Here is a 17,232-nt window from a genome sequence, read left to right on the forward strand (position 1 = left end):
AAAGAAAGCCCGTGTCATGACTGGCCCAACCAAGCGGCTTTCGCAGCCGGAATTTATTGCCTTGATGGGCATGTTGGCGGCGACGGTTGCGTTCTCTATCGACGCAATGTTGCCCGCCCTGCCCGAGATCGGTGAAGATTTGTCACCGCTGAACCTTAATCAGGCGCAGCTGATCATCACCAGCTTTGTGTTGGGCATGGGGGTCGGCACGTTTTTCACTGGCCCTTTGTCGGATGCCTTCGGGCGCAAGCCGGTGATGATCGGTGGTGCGGTAGTTTACGTTTTTGCCTGCTTCGCGGCTTGGGCGGCCCCCACGCTTGAGCTGATGCTGGCGGCACGCGTCGTTCAGGGATTGGGCGCTGCAGGTCCGCGTGTTGTGGCACTTGCGATGACGCGCGATCTTTACGCCGGGCGCGATATGGCGCGGATCATGTCGTTTATCATGATCGTCTTTTCCATCGTACCGGCGCTTGCACCGACAATGGGCCATTACATCATGCTTGGCTTTGGCTGGCGTGCAATTTTTGTGGCGTTTGTCATCTTTTCGGGCCTGTCGCTGATGTGGCTTCTGGTGCGCCAACCTGAAACGCTGACGCCTGAAAACCGGCGACCGTTAAGCCTGAGTGCGCTTTTGTCGGCCACCAAAGAAATGCTCAGCCACCGAACCGCCGCCCTATCCATCGTGATCCAGACACTGACCTTTTCGATGCTTTTCATGGTGTTGTCGGCCACGCAGCAGGTATTCGACATCACATTTGGTCAAGGCGAGTACTTCCACCTGTGGTTTGGTGGCATTGCTGTTGTCGCGGCCACAGGCAGCTTTCTGAACGCACGGATCGTGGGGCGGTTGGGGATGCGTGCAATTATTAAGGGCATGTTCATCGTCCAGATTGCGCTGACGTCCTTGATGGTCGCGGTGACACTCAGCGACGCGCCCTACTGGATGGCGTTCGGCACGTTTGTCTTGTGGGTACAGGGCAATTTCTACCAAGCGGGCCTGACAATCGGCAACCTGTCAGCCCTCGCGATGGAGGAAATGGGCCATATCGCGGGCCTTGCCGCATCAATCATGTCCGCGGTTGCCACAGTCGGCGCTGTCATCATCGCAGCCCCCATCGCGCTGGCCTTCGACGGCACCCCCCTGCCTATGGCCATCGGAGAACTGGTTGTCGTATGCATCGCGCTCTGGCTAGTGACCAAAATCCGCAGACCGGGTGAGGTTTAGGCCTTTACGTTTGCCTTGGCTTTCTTTGCGTCTGCCAGAATTTGCGCGAGATCCTTGGCGACGTTAAACGCGCCTTGGATCTTGTCGCGCTCTTTCGTCCAGTCGGCCTGCACAACGATCTTGTTATCTTTGACCTTCGCGTTGCCTTTGCGGGCATGGATGAAATTGACCAAGCCTTCGGGTGAAGCGAATTTGTTGTTGTGGAACTGAATGGTGGCGCCCTTGGGGCCTGCGTCCAGCTTGGCAATTCCAGCGCGTTTGCACATCGCCTTGATCCGCACCACCAGCATCAAAGTGTTGACCTCGCGCGGCAGTTTTCCAAAGCGGTCAATCAACTCGGCAGCAAAGCCTTCAAGCTCCACCTTGGTCGTCAATTCCGACAGGCGACGATAAAGCCCCAGTCGCACGTCAAGATCGGGGACATAGTCGTCAGGGATCAGGACAGGCACACCGAGGTTGATTTGCGGCGACCATTCATCATTGTCGCTCAGCCCTTCGGCAGTGCCCGCTTTGATCGCGTTGATCTGGTCTTCCAGCATCTGCTGATAAAGCTCGTAACCCACTTCGCGCATCTGGCCCGATTGTTCTTCGCCCAGAAGGTTGCCAGCGCCACGGATATCAAGGTCTTGGGACGCAAGCGTAAATCCGGCCCCCAGGCTATCAAGCGATCCCAGCACCCGCAGGCGCTTTTGGGCTGTGTCGGTCAATTTCTGGCGCGGTTTCGTCGTCAGATAGGCATAGGCGCGAGTCTTCGAACGCCCGACGCGACCCCTGATCTGGTAAAGCTGCGAAAGGCCAAACATATCCGCCCGCCAGACGATCATTGTATTCGCCGTGGGGATATCCAGACCGGATTCCACAATCGTGGTGGCCAGCAAAACATCGTATTTGCCGTCATAAAAGGCGTTCATCCGGTCATCCAGTTCGCCCGCGGCCATCTGGCCGGTGGCGCTGATATAGCTGACCTCTGGCACCTCGCGTTTGAGGAAATCCTCCATCTCGGCCATGTCTGAAATGCGCGGCACCACAAGGAACGACTGCCCCCCGCGATAGTGTTCGCGCAAAAGCGCCTCGCGGATTGTGATCGTATCAAATTCGCTGACGTAGGTGCGGATCGCAAGGCGGTCGATGGGCGGCGTACCGATGATAGAAAGATCGCGGACGCCTGACAAAGAAAGCTGCAATGTCCGTGGGATGGGCGTCGCTGTTAATGTCAGCACATGCACATCTGTCCGCAGCTGCTTCAGCCGCTCTTTGTGCTGCACACCGAACTTTTGTTCCTCATCTATCACCAGCAGTCCAAGGTTTTTGAACTTCACAGATTTGGCCAGCAATGCGTGGGTGCCAACCACAATATCCACCGTGCCCTTCGTGATCATATCGCGCGTCATGGCGGCATCTTTGGTGCTGACAAAGCGGGACAATGGCCGCACATTGACAGGAAAGCCGCGGAAGCGTTCGGCAAAGCTTTGAAAGTGCTGGCGCGCCAAAAGTGTGGTCGGCGCAATGATCGCCACTTGCTGACCTGACAGCGCGGCGACAAAAGCAGCACGGATAGCCACTTCTGTTTTACCAAAGCCCACATCACCGCAAATAAGCCGATCCATCGGTTTGCCTGCCGCCAGATCATCGAGCACATCAGCGATGGCACTCAGTTGGTCGTCGGTCTCTGCGTAGGGGAAGCGGGCAAGGAACTGATCCCAAAGCCCTTCCGGCGGGTCCATTGCGGGCGCCGTGCGCAGCTCACGTTCGGCCGCGACGCGGATCAGGCGCTCTGCAATCTGACGGATGCGTTCCTTGAGGCGTGCCTTCTTGGCCTGCCATGCCCCACCACCCAGCTTGTCCAACAGGCCTTCGTCATGGCCGTATTTCGACAGCAGTTCGATGTTCTCAACCGGCAGGTACAGCTTTGACCCTTCGGCATATTCCAGCAGCAAACATTCGTGCGCGGCCCCCAGCGCCGTCACAACCTCCATTCCCATGTAGCGGCCCACGCCGTGATCCACGTGCACCACCAGATCGCGGGGCGACAGGCTGTTGGTTTCAGTCAGGAAGTTGTCGGCACGACGTTTGCGTTTCGTCTGGCGGATCAGGCGGTCGCCCAGCACGTCCTGCTCGGAAATGACAGTGACGCCCGGCGCCTCAAACCCGTGATCCAGCGGCCAAACAGCCAGATGCACGCCCGTCTTGGCGACCCGCGACCAATCGCTGACCGGGATCACTTCGGTGATATCCTCATCCTCGATCAGGCCGGTCAAACGTTCGCGCGCACCTTCAGAATAAGACGCAATGACCACAGGGCCATCTGACAGCTTTGCCTTCACATGGTCGGCCAGTGCGCTGAACAGGCTGATGTTTTCCTGTTGGCGTTCAGGCGAGAAATTTCGCCCGATGCGCCCGCCGGCGTCAATCACGCCCGGTCCCGTGGCCTGTTGTAGCGTGGCAAATTGCAGGATGCGTCGGTCAGCGATCTGCGCTTCCCAAGCGGCATCATCGAGATAAAGCAGCTGCGGTGGCGCAGGTTTGTAAACGCTATCCACGCGCCCTTTTTGCGACAGTGCATGCATCCGCGTGCCGTATTGATCCGCGATGCTGTCCCAACGGGCAAGTCGCGCGGGCGTCATCTGGTCGTCAAGCGTAATCGTGGCTTTGGGGACATAGTCAAACAGCGTTTCTAGGTCATCCTGAAAGAACCCGAGCCAGTGTTCGATGCCAGCGTGCTTGCGCCCCGCGCTGACGGCCTCATAAAGCGGATCGTCTGTGCCAGCTGCCCCGAATTCGATCCGGTAGTTCTGGCGAAACCGCGTGATCGCGGCGTCGTCCAAGATCACTTCTGACACAGGGGCCAGTTCAATCTCAGTCAGCTTTTCCGTGGTACGCTGGCTTCCCGCATCAAAGCGCCGCGCGCCATCCAAAACATCGCCGAACAAATCAAGCCGGATCGGGCCGCTTTGTCCCGGCGGGAAGATGTCGATGATCCCACCGCGCACGGCGTAGTCACCTGGTTCCATCACCGTGGGGCTTTGCGTGAATCCCATGCGGACCAAAAACTTGCGCAGGCCTTCTTCGTCGATACGGTCACCGACGCGGGCCGAAAACGCCGCCTCTTTCAGCAAGGACCGTGGCGGCACCCGCTGTGTCGCCGCGCCAAGTGACGTCAACAGCACAAACCGGGACGGCATACCGTGGGCCAACGCTGCAAGCGTGGCCATACGCGCCGCTGAAACATCGGCGTTCGGCGATACGCGGTCATATGGCAGACAGTCCCACGCGGGGAAGGTAAAGACCGGCATATCAGGCGCAAAAAACGCAAGCGCCGCCTGCATCGCCGCGACGCGTTTGTCATCGCGGGCCACATGCATGACCGGTCCGTCCGACTTTGCGATCTCCGACAGGATCAACTGGGCGTCATACCCTTCGGGCGCGCCTGCGACGGTAATATACTTGGTATTGCTCATGGGCTGTCAGCTAGCGCCGCAAGGGCACAAGGGCAACCGTTAGAACCCTGGCGTGGCCAAGTTATGGATCATGCCCCACATCGCGGTGACGAAAATAGCGATCATCCCGATGATCTGTGTCCAGAGCCGGTGACGCATCAGCGCCTTGCGCAGACCTTCGCCTTCAAGCTGGCGCGCATCAATCAGGCGGCTGGTCGAGAGGCAGACCGCGCCCACGATGGTCAGGGGGAATAGGATCAGAAACGATGCCTGCGCAAATTCCACGTCATACCAGAAGGCAAGGATTGCCAGTGATGTCAGGACGAAGAAAACGACACCCAAAAGGACAAGACCCGACACCTGCGCGATGTGAAGCAACCGGTTGACATTAATCCGCACCATATCGGCCAGATCCTGTTCGGCCTGCCCGCCGTATTTGCGCGCCCGCTGGATTAGATCGAATGGTACGCCCAGCACCCAGTGGCTGATCGACGACCACAGGATCGCAAGTCCGATCCAGTACCACAGGTTCGAAAACGACCGCATGTCGATGACTTCAAATAAGGCTTGGGTCCAGTTCAAAGGTCGGTCCTGTTCGGAATGTGCATGTAGTGGCAGCAGCGCCGTTGCGGCGGAACCTAGCGCCGTGTCTTGCCGATGCCCAGACTTGTGAAGCCCAATTTTCCGTGCGAGTTTGCAGGTGTGACCAGAAAGGCCCTAACCCGATGAAATACAGCGCATGAAACCCACCGTTGCCCCCTTCCCCGCGACCCGTTTGCGGCGCATGCGCCAAAGCCCTGCTTTGCGCGCCATGATGCGTGAAAACACGGTAACGCCGGATGATCTGATCTGGCCTGTGTTTGTGATGGCGGGCGAGGACGATGAAACACCTGTGGCATCCATGCCCGGCGTGGTGCGGCGCACGGTCGATCGCATCGCGCAGGCAGCGGTTGAGGCGCAATCACTGGGTATCCCCGCGATTTGCATCTTTCCATATACGGGGATGGAGGCAAGGACCGAGGACTGTGCAGAGGCGTGGAACCCCGACAACCTGACCAACCGCGCCATTCGCGCAATCAAGGATGTGGCGCCCGATATTGCGGTGATGACCGACATCGCGCTTGATCCATATAACATCAATGGCCACGACGGATTTGTCGAGGACGGCGAGATCGTGAATGACCGCACGGTTGAGGCGCTCGTCAAAATGGGGTTGGCGCAGGCAGAGGCTGGCGCTGATATTCTTGGCCCGTCTGACATGATGGACGGGCGGATCGGGGCATTGCGCACCGCTCTGGAATCCGAGGGCCACCAGAACGTCACGATCCTGAGCTATACCGCGAAATATGCCAGCGCCTTCTACGGCCCCTTCCGCGATGCGGTTGGCGCGTCCGCCGCGCTGAAGGGAGACAAGAACACCTATCAGATGAACCCCGGCAACTCAGACGAAGCGCTCCGATTGGTCGAACGCGACCTGATGGAAGGCGCGGATATGGTGATGGTCAAACCCGGCATGCCCTATCTGGATATCTGCCGCCGTGTAAAAGACAGCTTTGGCGTGCCCACTTTCGCCTATCAGGTCAGCGGCGAATACGCGATGATTCAAGCGGCTGCACAGAACGGCTGGCTGGACCATGACAAGGTGATGATGGAAAGCCTGATGTCGTTCAAACGGGCCGGTTGTGATGGTGTGCTGACCTACTTCGCCCCTGCCGCTGCGCGCCTGATGCAGGGCTAGTCCGAACACAAGCGGGCATCAAGCTGCCGACCGCTGACGTAGTGCGTGACAGATGGCATGTTTGCGCTTATTGTTTCGGCCAAATAAGCGCAAAACAGCTTCACGCAATGGCAGTATAGGGCAGACCCATGACAGATTTCACACGACGCAGCTTTGCGCTGGGCGCGGCGGCATTGCCGCTGGCGGCATGTAGCAACGGAATTGGTGGCAACGGTGCCGCGACCATAGACGCGCGTGTCGATAGCGCGCTGAATTTCATGTATCGCGATTTTCCCGGCACACAGGATCTGGCAGGCCGCGCCGCTGGATTGCTGGTGATGCCGCTGATTACCGAAGTTGGCCTGGGTCTTGGCGGATCATATGGCACAGGCGCGCTGCGCGTCGGGCCATCGACCGTGGATTACTATTCGGCCGCGTCAGGCTCTGCCGGTTTGCAGATCGGCGCACAGCAGTTCAGCCACGTCCTGTTTTTCATGACGCAAGAAGCCCTGCTGGAATTCCGTCAGTCGCCGGGTTGGTCGGCTGGTGCTGATCTGGAATATGCGGTGGCCGAGCAAGGTCAGGTGCTGCGGGCCGAAACCCTCACATCCCTATCGCCTGTGATCGCCGTGATCTTTGCTCAGACAGGTTTGCGCGTTGGCGCGACGCTGGAAGGCACGAAATACACCCGCATCATTCCCTGATCGCGACTACGTGGTCTTTTCCGGTTCGCGCGTCTTGATCTTGTCGCTGGCGGCATCGTTCAGGCGTGCGATATCGGGGGCAAATGTCATCGCCTCAAAGGCACGGTCATAACTGGTCTGGGCAAACGATTTTGCAGCGTCTGCCATCTCGGATGTCGCGTTTCGGATCAACTGGTCGAGCGATTTCTGCATTCTGATCTGCACCTCGATGATTGCCGCACCGTCACGGGACCAAGCGCCCAAGGCGTCCATGATCAAATCTTCCGCGGCCAATGGACGGACGTGCAGGTTTTCGTGCGTGATCTTGTTTTCCTCATCCTCGCCAGAGTTCGACGTGTCGATATAGTTGACCAGAATGCGGACCTGCCGTGTGAGAATATCAATGGCCGTGCCCGGATCGTTCACACCCGGTGACAGCGCTTTGGATGCAATTTCGCCCAAAGCAATCAGACCAAAGCGCGGGTCTTGATCATAGATGCGCATATCGCCGATCGAGACATGGTCGCGGATCATTTCCTCTAACTCGTCATCCAGATCGCAATCCTTGCACACGACATGCGCCACCGGATCACCGCGCAACACGAATGACCCGATATCGGCAGTCATGTAGATTTCAAGGTTACTGTCTCCAGCGTTGGAATTCAGGCTGTCCTGATAAATCTGCTGAACATAGCCGGTCTCGTTGGCGCAAATCGCGGTGGCATCATCCGGTATTTCGCCATCCCATGGATTAGCCCCCAAACAGGCGTTGGCCAAACGGCTGTCGAAATGCTGCTGGGTCATTTCCTCAAGCTGGCGGCTGGTTTTCATCAGGCTGCCGAACTCTTGTAAATGCAGCACCCAGCGGACCATCGAAATGACCACGTAGATCAACACAAAGACCGTCATCATGAACAAAAGTGCTGCGCGATCATCGGTAAAGATGTTCAGCTCGCGCATAATCACGGCGGTCAGCGCGAACACATAAGCACCGATAAAGGCCGCAAGCGTATTCTGCGTTGTCTTATCGCGCATGATCAGGCGGTGAACACGCGGCGTGAACTGGTTGGAGGATGACCGGTACACAGTGACCATCACCGTCAGCGAAAACGTGGTAACCGCAAGCATAGCGTTTGCGATAATGCTGAGCAGCGTATCAACCGCATCACCACTGACATAGGTGGCCAAAGCCTCGGGCAACCAGCGATCAAAAAGGTTCGTCAGCGCCAGCGAGATCAGCGCAAGCAGCCCCATAAACAGCACGCGCATCACCAGTTTTTCGGTAATGACCTGCCATTTGCGCAGTGCAATGGCGGGAAAACCCAGAATGCGCGCCAAGAATTTCTTCATGCAGGTCGCCTTGTATTAACTGTTGGCGACAAAAGAGGTCGCAATTCGCTTTTCGTCGGCCTGTCGGGCTGGTTAGGTTTAATCCGAAGGTCTCGGAGTTATGACATGAAAACAACGGCGCGCGTAGTGGTTATTGGTGGTGGGGTCGTCGGCTGTTCGGTCCTGTATCATTTGACGAAACTGGGGTGGTCAGACGTCGTTCTTCTAGAACGCTCTGAATTGACATCGGGTTCCACGTGGCATGCGGCTGGTGGATTTCATACGCTGAACGGCGACACCAATATGGCCGCGCTGCAAGGCTATACGATCAAGCTTTATAAAGAGCTTGAGGAGATTACCGGCATGTCTTGCGGGTTGCACCACGTGGGCGGTGTGACACTTGCCGACAATCAGGACCGCTTTGACATGCTTGTCGCGGAACGGGCCAAGCACCGCTACATGGGTCTGGAAACCGAAATCGTTGGCCCCGAAGAGATCGCCAAGATCGCGCCGATCACCAATCTCGATGGGATCGTGGGTGCGCTTTACGACCCACTTGATGGCCACCTTGATCCCAGCGGCACGACACATGCCTATGCGAAAGCAGCCCGCATGGGTGGCGCCGAAATTGAATTGCACTGCAAGGTCAAAGAAACCAACCAGCGCCCTGATGGCACATGGGACGTGGTCACGAACAAGGGCACGATCCACGCCGAACACATCGTCAACGCAGGCGGTCTTTGGGCGCGCGAAGTGGCCGCTATGGCAGGCGTCTATGCCCCGCTTCACCCGATGGAGCACCAGTATATCGTTACCGACGATGTGCCCGAGATTTACGAGCGTGACGCGGAACACCCCCACGTCATGGACCCAGCGGGAGAGAGCTATCTGAGGCAAGAAGGGCGCGGTTTGTGCATCGGTTTTTACGAACAACCCTGCAAGCCATGGGCCGTCGATGGCACGCCGTGGGACTTTGGACATGAGTTATTGCCCGACAACCTCGACAAGATCGAAGACAGTATCGAATTTGCCTACAAGCGCTTCCCGATCCTTGAACGCTCTGGCGTGAAATCGGTGATCCACGGGCCATTCACCTTTGCCCCTGATGGCAATCCGCTGGTCGGCCCTGTGCCGGGCTTGCGCAACTATTGGTCCGCTTGCGGCGTTATGGCAGGCTTTAGCCAAGGTGGCGGCGTGGGCCTGATGCTGGCGCAATGGATGATCGAAGGCGAGCCGGAGCGTGATGTAACCGCGATGGACGTGGCTCGCTTTGGTAATTGGATCACGCCGGGCTACACGCGGCCCAAGGTGATCGAGAATTATCAGCGCCGGTTTTCCGTCAGCTACCCGAACGAGGAATTGCCCGCCGCGCGCCCCCACCGCACCACGCCGATGTATGACATCTTCACCGGGCTTGGCGCGGTTTGGGGGCAGCAGTTCGGGCTGGAAGTGGCCAACTACTTTGCCAGCAGCGACGAACCCACGTTTGAAACCCCGTCGTTCCGTAGGTCCGATGCCTTTGACGCCACCGCCCGCGAAGTGGCCGCTGTGCGCAGTGGCGTTGGCATCAACGAGGTCCAGAACTTTGGCAAATTCCGCATCACCGGCAAAGACGCCCGCGCATGGCTTGACCGGATCATGGCTGGTCGCATCCCCAAGGTCGGGCGCTTGTCGCTGACGCCGATGCTGTCACCAAAGGGGCGATTGCTGGGGGACTTCACGGTTTCATGCCTTGACGATGACCTGTTTCATCTGACGGCTAGCTACGGCTATCAGGCCATCCATTTGCGCTGGTTCCTCAAGCATTTGGACGGCGATGTTCAGGTTGAGAATATCTCTGACAAGCTGACGGGTTTCCAGATTGCCGGACCGAAAGCCCGTGACCTGCTGAACGCCTGCACCCGCGATGCAGCCGATCTGGCGTTTCTTGACGTGCGGCGCACAACCGTGGGCCAAGTGGCCTGCATCGTGCAGCGGGTCAGCTATACTGGCGATCTGGGGTTCGAGATCTATTGTGATCCGATGGATCAACGCCAGCTATGGCAGACCCTATGGGCCGCCGGTCAGCCGATGCAAATCACACCGTTCGGGATGCGCGCAATGATGTCGCTGCGCCTTGATAAATTGTTCGGATCGTGGCTGTCAGAGTTTTCACCCGACTACACCGCAGCTGAAACGGGCATGGACCGGTTTATCGCGTGGAAGAAGAACACGGATTTCATCGGCCGCGCCGTTGCAGAGGATGAGAGGGCCAACCCGCCTGCCCGCACGCTGGTTGCGTTTCAGGTCGATGCCGAGGATGCGGATGCGGTGGGTTACGAGCCGGTGTTTGTGGGCGACGACGTGGTCGGATTTTGCACGTCCGGTGGGTACGCACATCACAGCGGCATGTCGATTGCGCTTGCTTTGGTCCCGCGTGACATGGCCCAGCCAGATATTGCCGCCGAAATCGAGATCATGGGTAAACGCCGCAAAGCGACCCTTTTGACCAAGCCGCCGTTCGACGCTGACGGTGCGCGCATGCGCGGATGATCCCTACGCTTATTCTGGCCGCTGGCACGTCATCGCGGATGCGCGGTGCGGATAAGCTGCTGGAAAATGTCGGTGGAGAGCCGCTTTTAGCGCGTCAGATCAAACTGGCGGCGACAACAGGCGGATTGGTTTTCGTGGCCCTGCCCCCGAAGGCTGGAGCGCGTCACGAGGTTGTTGCCCAAAGCGATGCAGTGCCCTTGATCGCGCCCGATGCGGCAGACGGCATGGGCGCCACATTGCGCAACGCGGTCGAACTGTTGCCGCCCTGTGCTGCATTCATGGTGATGCTTGCCGATTTGCCCGATTTGGATGCCGAGGACATGCAGGCCATGATTGCCGCCTTTGAAACGCAGCCGGACAAACGCATCTGGCGCGGCGCGACGGATGACGGCAAAGCGGGTCATCCGATTATCTTTAGTGCGGCACTGCGCCCCGCATTTGCCAAACTGCAAGGCGATGATGGGGCGGCCGCGATTGTGCAGGCGAACGAGGCGCAGATGGCTCTTGTCCCGCTGTCAGGAAATCACGCGCGGCTTGATCTGGATACACCAGAAGACTGGGCCGCATGGCGTGCCGCTAATGGGTGAGGATTTTGGCCTCGTGCCGCTTGAGCGTCTTGCGGGCTGATCCGTAGGCTTCCAATGCGCCCTGATCCGCCAGATCGGGGAAGAGCGACAGGATTTCATCCCGCTGCGCCTGACCAACGCCCTTCAGCGTATAATCACCGGGCTGGAAGCTTTCTGTCCATGCGCCGTTTGACAGGATCACCTCGTGACTGTCGAACATCAGATGGACATAGGTCAGACCTGCAATTCCCACCCGATCGATCCCGTCCTTGTCTGTCAGGTGCTTGGCCGCCGCCAGAACTTCGTTTTCGCCAAAGTTCAGCATGGTGCGTTCACCGCTCATCAACAGGCGATGGTTTGGTGACAGCAGAAGGTCGGTTTCGGGCAGGTTTGGACCAAGCGAACCTGCGCGCACCAGCACAGGCTGCCAGGCGGGTGTCTTTTGCAAATCTTCGGCTGACAAGGTGCGACCACCGATCCAGCGGATTTCCTGAATCCCGTTGTCGCGCGTGAACACCTTGTCGCCCACGTTCAGCGTTTCAACCGCGACCTCGCCCTTGGGCGTTGCTATGGACGTGCCGGGGGTGAAGCAGACGATGACATTCTCGATCTCCGAGAACATCGTGCGCCGCGTGATATTGCCGTTTTCATCCAGAAATTCAACAGTTCCGGCCTCTGGATCGCCGGGTTCGTAGATCACCCGCAGCGGACCACTGCCGCGCAGGTCGAGCACGTCAATGTCGCTGTCGTCGGGGTCTTCGCCACCCTCGATCTTGTGATTACCAGCTTCGGTCACGGTGATCAGATCAGAGTTCAGACCGCCAAAGACAGTATCGTTGTCGCCGCCCGCCGAGATCACATCCTCGCCGTCGCCGCCAAACAGTTGATCGTCGCCGGACCCGCCGGTCAGCGTGTCGATGCCATCACCGCCAAAAAGCTCGTCCTGACCCTGACCGCCGCTGAGGGTATCATTGCCAGCACCGCCAAACAGGTCATCATCGCCGTCGTCGCCCGCCAGCGTATCATCGCCGCCTTGGCCAAAGATCGTGTCCTGACCCGTGCCGCCTGAGATGGTGTCGTCGCCCGGTTCAATGGGTGTCACAACACCATCATCAATCAGGTCGCCGTTCATCGAAAAACCGGAGTTGACGCTACGTGTCTCGAGCGTGAATTCAATGAATGTCCGATCGCTGAACTCCGCGCTGAACCACGCATCCTGATCGTTGGGGGAATTGGTTTCGGTGCCCGAAGCCGTGACAGAGCCGGGTGCGTTGCTGACAGCCAGCGAACTGTCGCCGGAGACGCCAAAGGCATCAAAGCTAGCAGCATCCAGCGTCACGGATTCCTGACTGCCGGGACTGGATTGATCCAGATCGTTGAAGGTGGCCGTGGAGTTCAGCGCGACCGCCTCGCCCGTTGCGGGATCGAAGAACTCCATGCGGAACGACGCGGTTTCACCCGCCTGCCCCGACTGGTTGCGGCCATTAAGTAGAATTTCAAAGCCCGTGCCGCCGGTCAGATCAACGTTCAACGCAGGGTCCGACTTGGACACAAGGATCAAGCGCGCCGAAATGGATGTGCCATCATCCAGCGTGGCCACGTTGCTATAGACCGCCACATCGCCGGGTTGTGCGTTGTTATTGCCATCAGACGTATCCGACACGCGGTTGCCAAAGCTTAGGTTCAACGGTGTCGCGTCATTGCCGGGTGCTGTGCCAACACCTGCGTCGCCGTAGATGATATCATCACCCCCACCGCCGCTAATGCTGTCATCGGCGCCTTCGCCAGAGATCGTATCCTGGCCATTGAAACCATTGATCGTGTCGTTGCCGGCTGTGCCCTGCAACGTGTCATCATTCGGTGTTCCATCAATCGGTGCCATAATTGTAGCCCTCGCAGTGATCAGAAATCAAAATGCAGCCCCCAGCCACATTGTGCGCCTATCATTGAGATAAGAACGCGCCCATCCGTCTTAACGGGGAAAAATACCGAAATTGAAGCCCGATGTCGCGCGGTGGTTAAAAACAGCCGATGCGGCACCGAATTGACGATCATCTTCGGCGTAATCCGGCGAAATCGCCTTCATCGTTTCCAAAACGGAAACAGGGGCCGCAATTGCGACCCCTGCCCGTTGATCCGCCGACGAATCGCCGGATCTGATGTTTTTTATTTCAGCAGAAGCTTGGCTTCGTGCTTTTTCAGGGCCTTACGCGCAGACTGGTATCCTTCGAGACCTGTCTTGGTTGCAAGCTCAGGGAAGAGTTCCATGATCTCGTTGCGCTGGCTGTTGCCGATCCCCTTGAGCGAGTAGTCACCCGGCTGGAAGCTTTCGGTCCATGCACCGTTCGACAGCACAACCTCGTGACGCTCGAACATAAAGTGGATGTAAGTGGTGTTCATTACATCCAGTGCGTGGATCCCGTCAGCACCGACCATGTGCTTGGCGGCAGCAAGGACTTCGCTCTCTTCGAAGTAGAGCTGGGTCTTCTCGCTTGCGACCAGAACACGGTGGTTCGGGCTGACCAGCATATCGCGCTCTGGCAGACCATGACCCAGCGCACCGGCTTTGATCAGGATCGGCTTGAGGTGCGGGTTCTGGACCAGCTTCTTGCCAGACATCTCTTTGTGACCCAGCCATGCAATCTCTTGGATGCCGTTGTCACGTGTGATGATCCGGTCACCAACCTGCAGTTCCTCGACCAGACGCTCGCCTTTTGGTGTGGCAATCGTGGTTCCTGGTGTGAAGCACGGGATCACGTTCTCGATCTCCGAGAATGTCATCGTCGAGCCGTCCAGGAAGGTCACGGTGCCCGCCTCTGGGTCGCCATCCACGTAGGTGATGAAGTCAACGTTGGAACCGGTCAGGTCCAGCACGTCGATGTCGCCGTCATCGGGGTCTTCACCGCCGACCACATTGTCACCACCGTTGCCGCCGAAGAACGTATCGGAACCGAAGCCACCGAAGCTTTCGTCGACACCGTCGCCGGACACCAGCGTGTCCTCGCCGTCGCCACCAAAGAGCGTGTCGTTACCGTCGCCACCAAAGACAGTGTCATCACCGTCATCACCGGAAACTGTATCGTCGCCTTCGTCGCCACGGACCAGATCGTTGCCATCGCCACCGGAGACATCATCGTCACCGCCACGGCCACGTACGATATCGTCACCCTCGTCACCGCTTAGAACATCGTCGTCCTCGGCGCCTCTGATGTCATCGTCGCCTTCGCCACCAAAGATTGTGTCTTCGCCGCCCTGACCTTCGAGGATGTCATTGCCGTCACCGCCGAAGAGTTCGTCGTCGCCGATGCTGCCGATGATGCTGTCATCGCCCTCACCACCGAACACGGTGTCGTTGCCAGTGCCGCTGTTGATAAAGTCGTTACCGGCTTCGCCAAAGATGGTGTCGTCGCCATCTTCGCCACGGATCGTATCGTCACCGTCGCCACCAAAGACTTCATCGTCGCCGGAACCGCCGCGGATATCATCGTTGCCCTGTCCACCGATGAGCGTGTCGTTACCCTCATCACCGTCAAGAACATCGTCGTCCACGCCACCGTCCAGAACATCGTCGCCGGTGCCACCAAACAGGGTGTCATCGTCGTCCTGACCAAAGATCGTGTCGTTACCGGCACCACCGCGGATCAGGTCTCCGTTGTTCTCTGGCACCAGATCCTGGAAGCCAAGCGGGTTCGGCTCATCGTCTGGGAAGCTGACCGCATCGGCCAGTGGGTCTTCCAGACCGCCGTAGATCACATCGTCGCCGTCGCCGCCGTCGATGCTGTCGTTGCCTTCGCCGCCTTCGATGAAGTCATCGCCTTCGTCGCCGCTGACTGTGTCATCGTCGAAGCCTGCGTTGATGGTATCGTTGCCGGTGCCACCAAAGATGACATCGTCGTCGTCACCTGTGTTGATGATATCATTACCAGCACCGCCAAAGACCGTGTCCAGATCATCGTTCGGATCTTCGTCAGCATCGTAACCCGGGAACACGAGACCCGGAATAGTGGCCGATGGCTGCGTTGGGTAACCCACATCTGGCGCTTCATCACCCTGATTGGAGCCGACGTTGATGATATCGTCACCATCGCCGCCTTCGACAACATCACTGCCTTCAACATCGCCGATGACATCGTTGCCAGCACCACCGAACAACGTATCGTCGCCCAGATCGCCGTGCAGATCATCGTCGCCGCCTTCGCCAGCAACCGTATCGTTGCCAGTGCCGCCGTTGACTGTGTCGTCATCCAGACCGCCCCAGAGATCATCGTCGCCGGACCCGCCAACAAGAGTGTCTTCGCCCTCAGACCCTTCGATGGTGTCGTTGCCAGCACCGCCGCGCAGCTCGTCATCGCCGTCGCCGCCGTTGACGATATCATCGCCCGCGCCGCCCTGGATTGTGTCGTCGCCATCCTGACCGTTCAGCTGATCATTGCCAGCGCCACCGTTGATGCTGTCGTCACCAAAGCCGCCGTTGGCGATGTCGTCACCCTGACCACCAAACAGGGTGTCGTCGCCCTGATTGCCGTTCAGCGTGTCATTGCCAGCGTCACCGGAGATCGTATCGTTACCGGCGTTGCCGCTGATGCTGTCGTCGTCGTTTCCGCCGAAGACTTCATCATCGCCGTCACCAGCGTCGATCAGGTCATCCCCGTCAAAGCCGAAGATCAGATCGTCGTTTCCAGTATCACCCGGCAGGATCGCATCATTGGCGTCAACGATATCACCATCGGCATCCACATATGGAATGTCAGGGTTGATCACATCATCGCCCGAGGTGCCCTGCACTGTGCCATCGTTGATGCCAGTGACGGTGAAGGTCACAGTGGCTGTGTCCTCCTCGCCGTTTTCATCCACGATGGTGTAGGTGACAGACGTCGTATCAGTGTCGCCCAGACCCAGGTCATCAAAGTCGCCATTGGCGTCAAAGTCGACAGAGCCGTCTTCGTTGATTGTGAACGTACCGCCATTGTCGCCAGCCACAGGCTGACCAACATTCGCCGGATCACCATCAACTGCCGAAACAGTCAGATCATCATCCTCAGGATCGCTGTCCACACCATCGCCGGTATCATCAGTGATGACATTGCCGTCGATATCGCCAGCGCCTTCGGTCAGCGTGACCGTATAGGCATTGTCGGTAGCGTCCGGTCCATCATTCTCACCATTTACAGTGATCGTGACGGTGGCGGTGTCCTCTGCCCCGCTTGGATCTGTGATCGTGTAGGTAACAGACGTCTCGGCTGTCTCACCATCGGTCAGATCTTCAAACTCACCATTTGGATCAAAGTCGACAGACCCGTCCGGATTGACAGTGATCAGACCACCGCCCGAGCCGGCAACCGGCTGTCCTACGTTTGCAGGATCGCCATTTACCTCGGACACGGTCAGTGGATCATCTTCAGGATCGCTGTCTGCGCCGTCGCCTGTATCGTCGGTGATTGCATTGCCCAGATCGTCGATCGGGTCGCTCTCATCGGCAACATAGGCGTTGTCTGTCGCCACGGGGCCGTCGTTTGTGCCGGTCACTGTGACGGTGACGGTTGTGGTGTCTGTGAGGCCGTTGTCGTCGACGATGGTGTAGGTGACGGTTGTCTCCTGCGTCTCGCCCTCGCCAAGGTCATCAAAGTCGCCATCGGGATCGAAGCTGGCCGTGCCATCGGGGTTGATGGTGAAGCTACCGCCGTTATCGCCGTCCACAGGCTGGCCCACATTGGCCGGATCGCCGTCAACTTCGGAGACCGTC

General features: G+C 58.3%; 10 protein-coding genes. 5 read left to right on the forward strand and 5 right to left on the reverse strand.

Going from position 1 to position 17,232, the window contains the following annotated elements; all coding sequences use genetic code 11:
• Nucleotides 1-16: 16 nt before the first annotated feature.
• A complete protein-coding gene (locus V8J84_RS10160; RefSeq protein WP_339930662.1) occupies nucleotides 17-1,225 on the forward strand; it encodes a multidrug effflux MFS transporter in 1,209 nt (402 codons plus the stop codon).
• On the opposite strand, the gene mfd is transcribed toward V8J84_RS10160, so the two are convergent.
• Together mfd and V8J84_RS10170 are read right to left on the reverse strand one after the other, a co-directional pair.
• On the reverse strand, nucleotides 1,222-4,683 hold the full coding sequence (mfd, locus tag V8J84_RS10165) for a transcription-repair coupling factor (protein ID WP_339930663.1): 3,462 nt from the start codon (nucleotides 4,681-4,683) through the stop codon (nucleotides 1,222-1,224). The two genes, V8J84_RS10160 and mfd, sit on opposite strands and share 4 nt — an antisense overlap.
• A gap of 39 nt (nucleotides 4,684-4,722) precedes the next feature.
• Nucleotides 4,723-5,244, reverse strand: a complete 522-nt coding sequence (locus tag V8J84_RS10170) for a component of SufBCD complex (protein WP_339930665.1) — start codon at nucleotides 5,242-5,244, stop codon at nucleotides 4,723-4,725.
• Between the two features lie 157 nt (nucleotides 5,245-5,401).
• Between V8J84_RS10170 and hemB the strand changes: the two genes are divergently transcribed.
• Both hemB and V8J84_RS10180 read left to right on the forward strand, forming a co-directional pair.
• On the forward strand, nucleotides 5,402-6,400 hold the full coding sequence (gene hemB, locus V8J84_RS10175; RefSeq protein WP_339930667.1) for a porphobilinogen synthase: 999 nt from the start codon (nucleotides 5,402-5,404) through the stop codon (nucleotides 6,398-6,400).
• Between the two features lie 128 nt (nucleotides 6,401-6,528).
• Nucleotides 6,529-7,083 carry a lipid-binding SYLF domain-containing protein gene (locus tag V8J84_RS10180; protein WP_339930669.1) on the forward strand — a complete coding sequence of 185 codons (555 nt, stop codon included), beginning with the start codon at nucleotides 6,529-6,531 and terminating at the stop codon, nucleotides 7,081-7,083.
• Between the two features lie 6 nt (nucleotides 7,084-7,089).
• Here the strand turns inward: V8J84_RS10180 and V8J84_RS10185 are convergent, their stop codons facing one another.
• Entirely contained in the window at nucleotides 7,090-8,412 is a 1,323-nt protein-coding gene (locus V8J84_RS10185; protein WP_339930671.1) for a DUF2254 domain-containing protein, read from the reverse strand.
• Nucleotides 8,413-8,517: 105 nt separating this feature from the next.
• Between V8J84_RS10185 and V8J84_RS10190 the strand changes: the two genes are divergently transcribed.
• Nucleotides 8,518-10,923 (forward strand): GcvT family protein, encoded by a 2,406-nt coding sequence (locus tag V8J84_RS10190; protein ID WP_339930673.1) that lies wholly within the window; start codon nucleotides 8,518-8,520, stop codon nucleotides 10,921-10,923.
• Entirely contained in the window at nucleotides 10,920-11,510 is a 591-nt protein-coding gene (locus tag V8J84_RS10195; RefSeq protein ID WP_339930675.1) for a nucleotidyltransferase family protein, read from the forward strand. The genes V8J84_RS10190 and V8J84_RS10195 overlap by 4 nt, the downstream gene beginning before the upstream one ends.
• On the opposite strand, the gene V8J84_RS10200 is transcribed toward V8J84_RS10195, so the two are convergent.
• Both V8J84_RS10200 and V8J84_RS10205 read right to left on the reverse strand, forming a co-directional pair.
• Nucleotides 11,500-13,371, reverse strand: a complete 1,872-nt coding sequence (locus V8J84_RS10200; RefSeq protein ID WP_339930677.1) for a Hint domain-containing protein — start codon at nucleotides 13,369-13,371, stop codon at nucleotides 11,500-11,502. The two genes, V8J84_RS10195 and V8J84_RS10200, sit on opposite strands and share 11 nt — an antisense overlap.
• A gap of 284 nt (nucleotides 13,372-13,655) precedes the next feature.
• A partial coding sequence (locus tag V8J84_RS10205; RefSeq protein ID WP_339930679.1) for a Hint domain-containing protein occupies nucleotides 13,656-17,232 on the reverse strand: 3,577 nt, incomplete at its 5' end.

It is taken from the genome of Yoonia sp. 208BN28-4 (assembly GCF_037543925.1).
In the GTDB taxonomy this organism is placed as follows: Bacteria; Pseudomonadota; Alphaproteobacteria; order Rhodobacterales; family Rhodobacteraceae; genus Yoonia.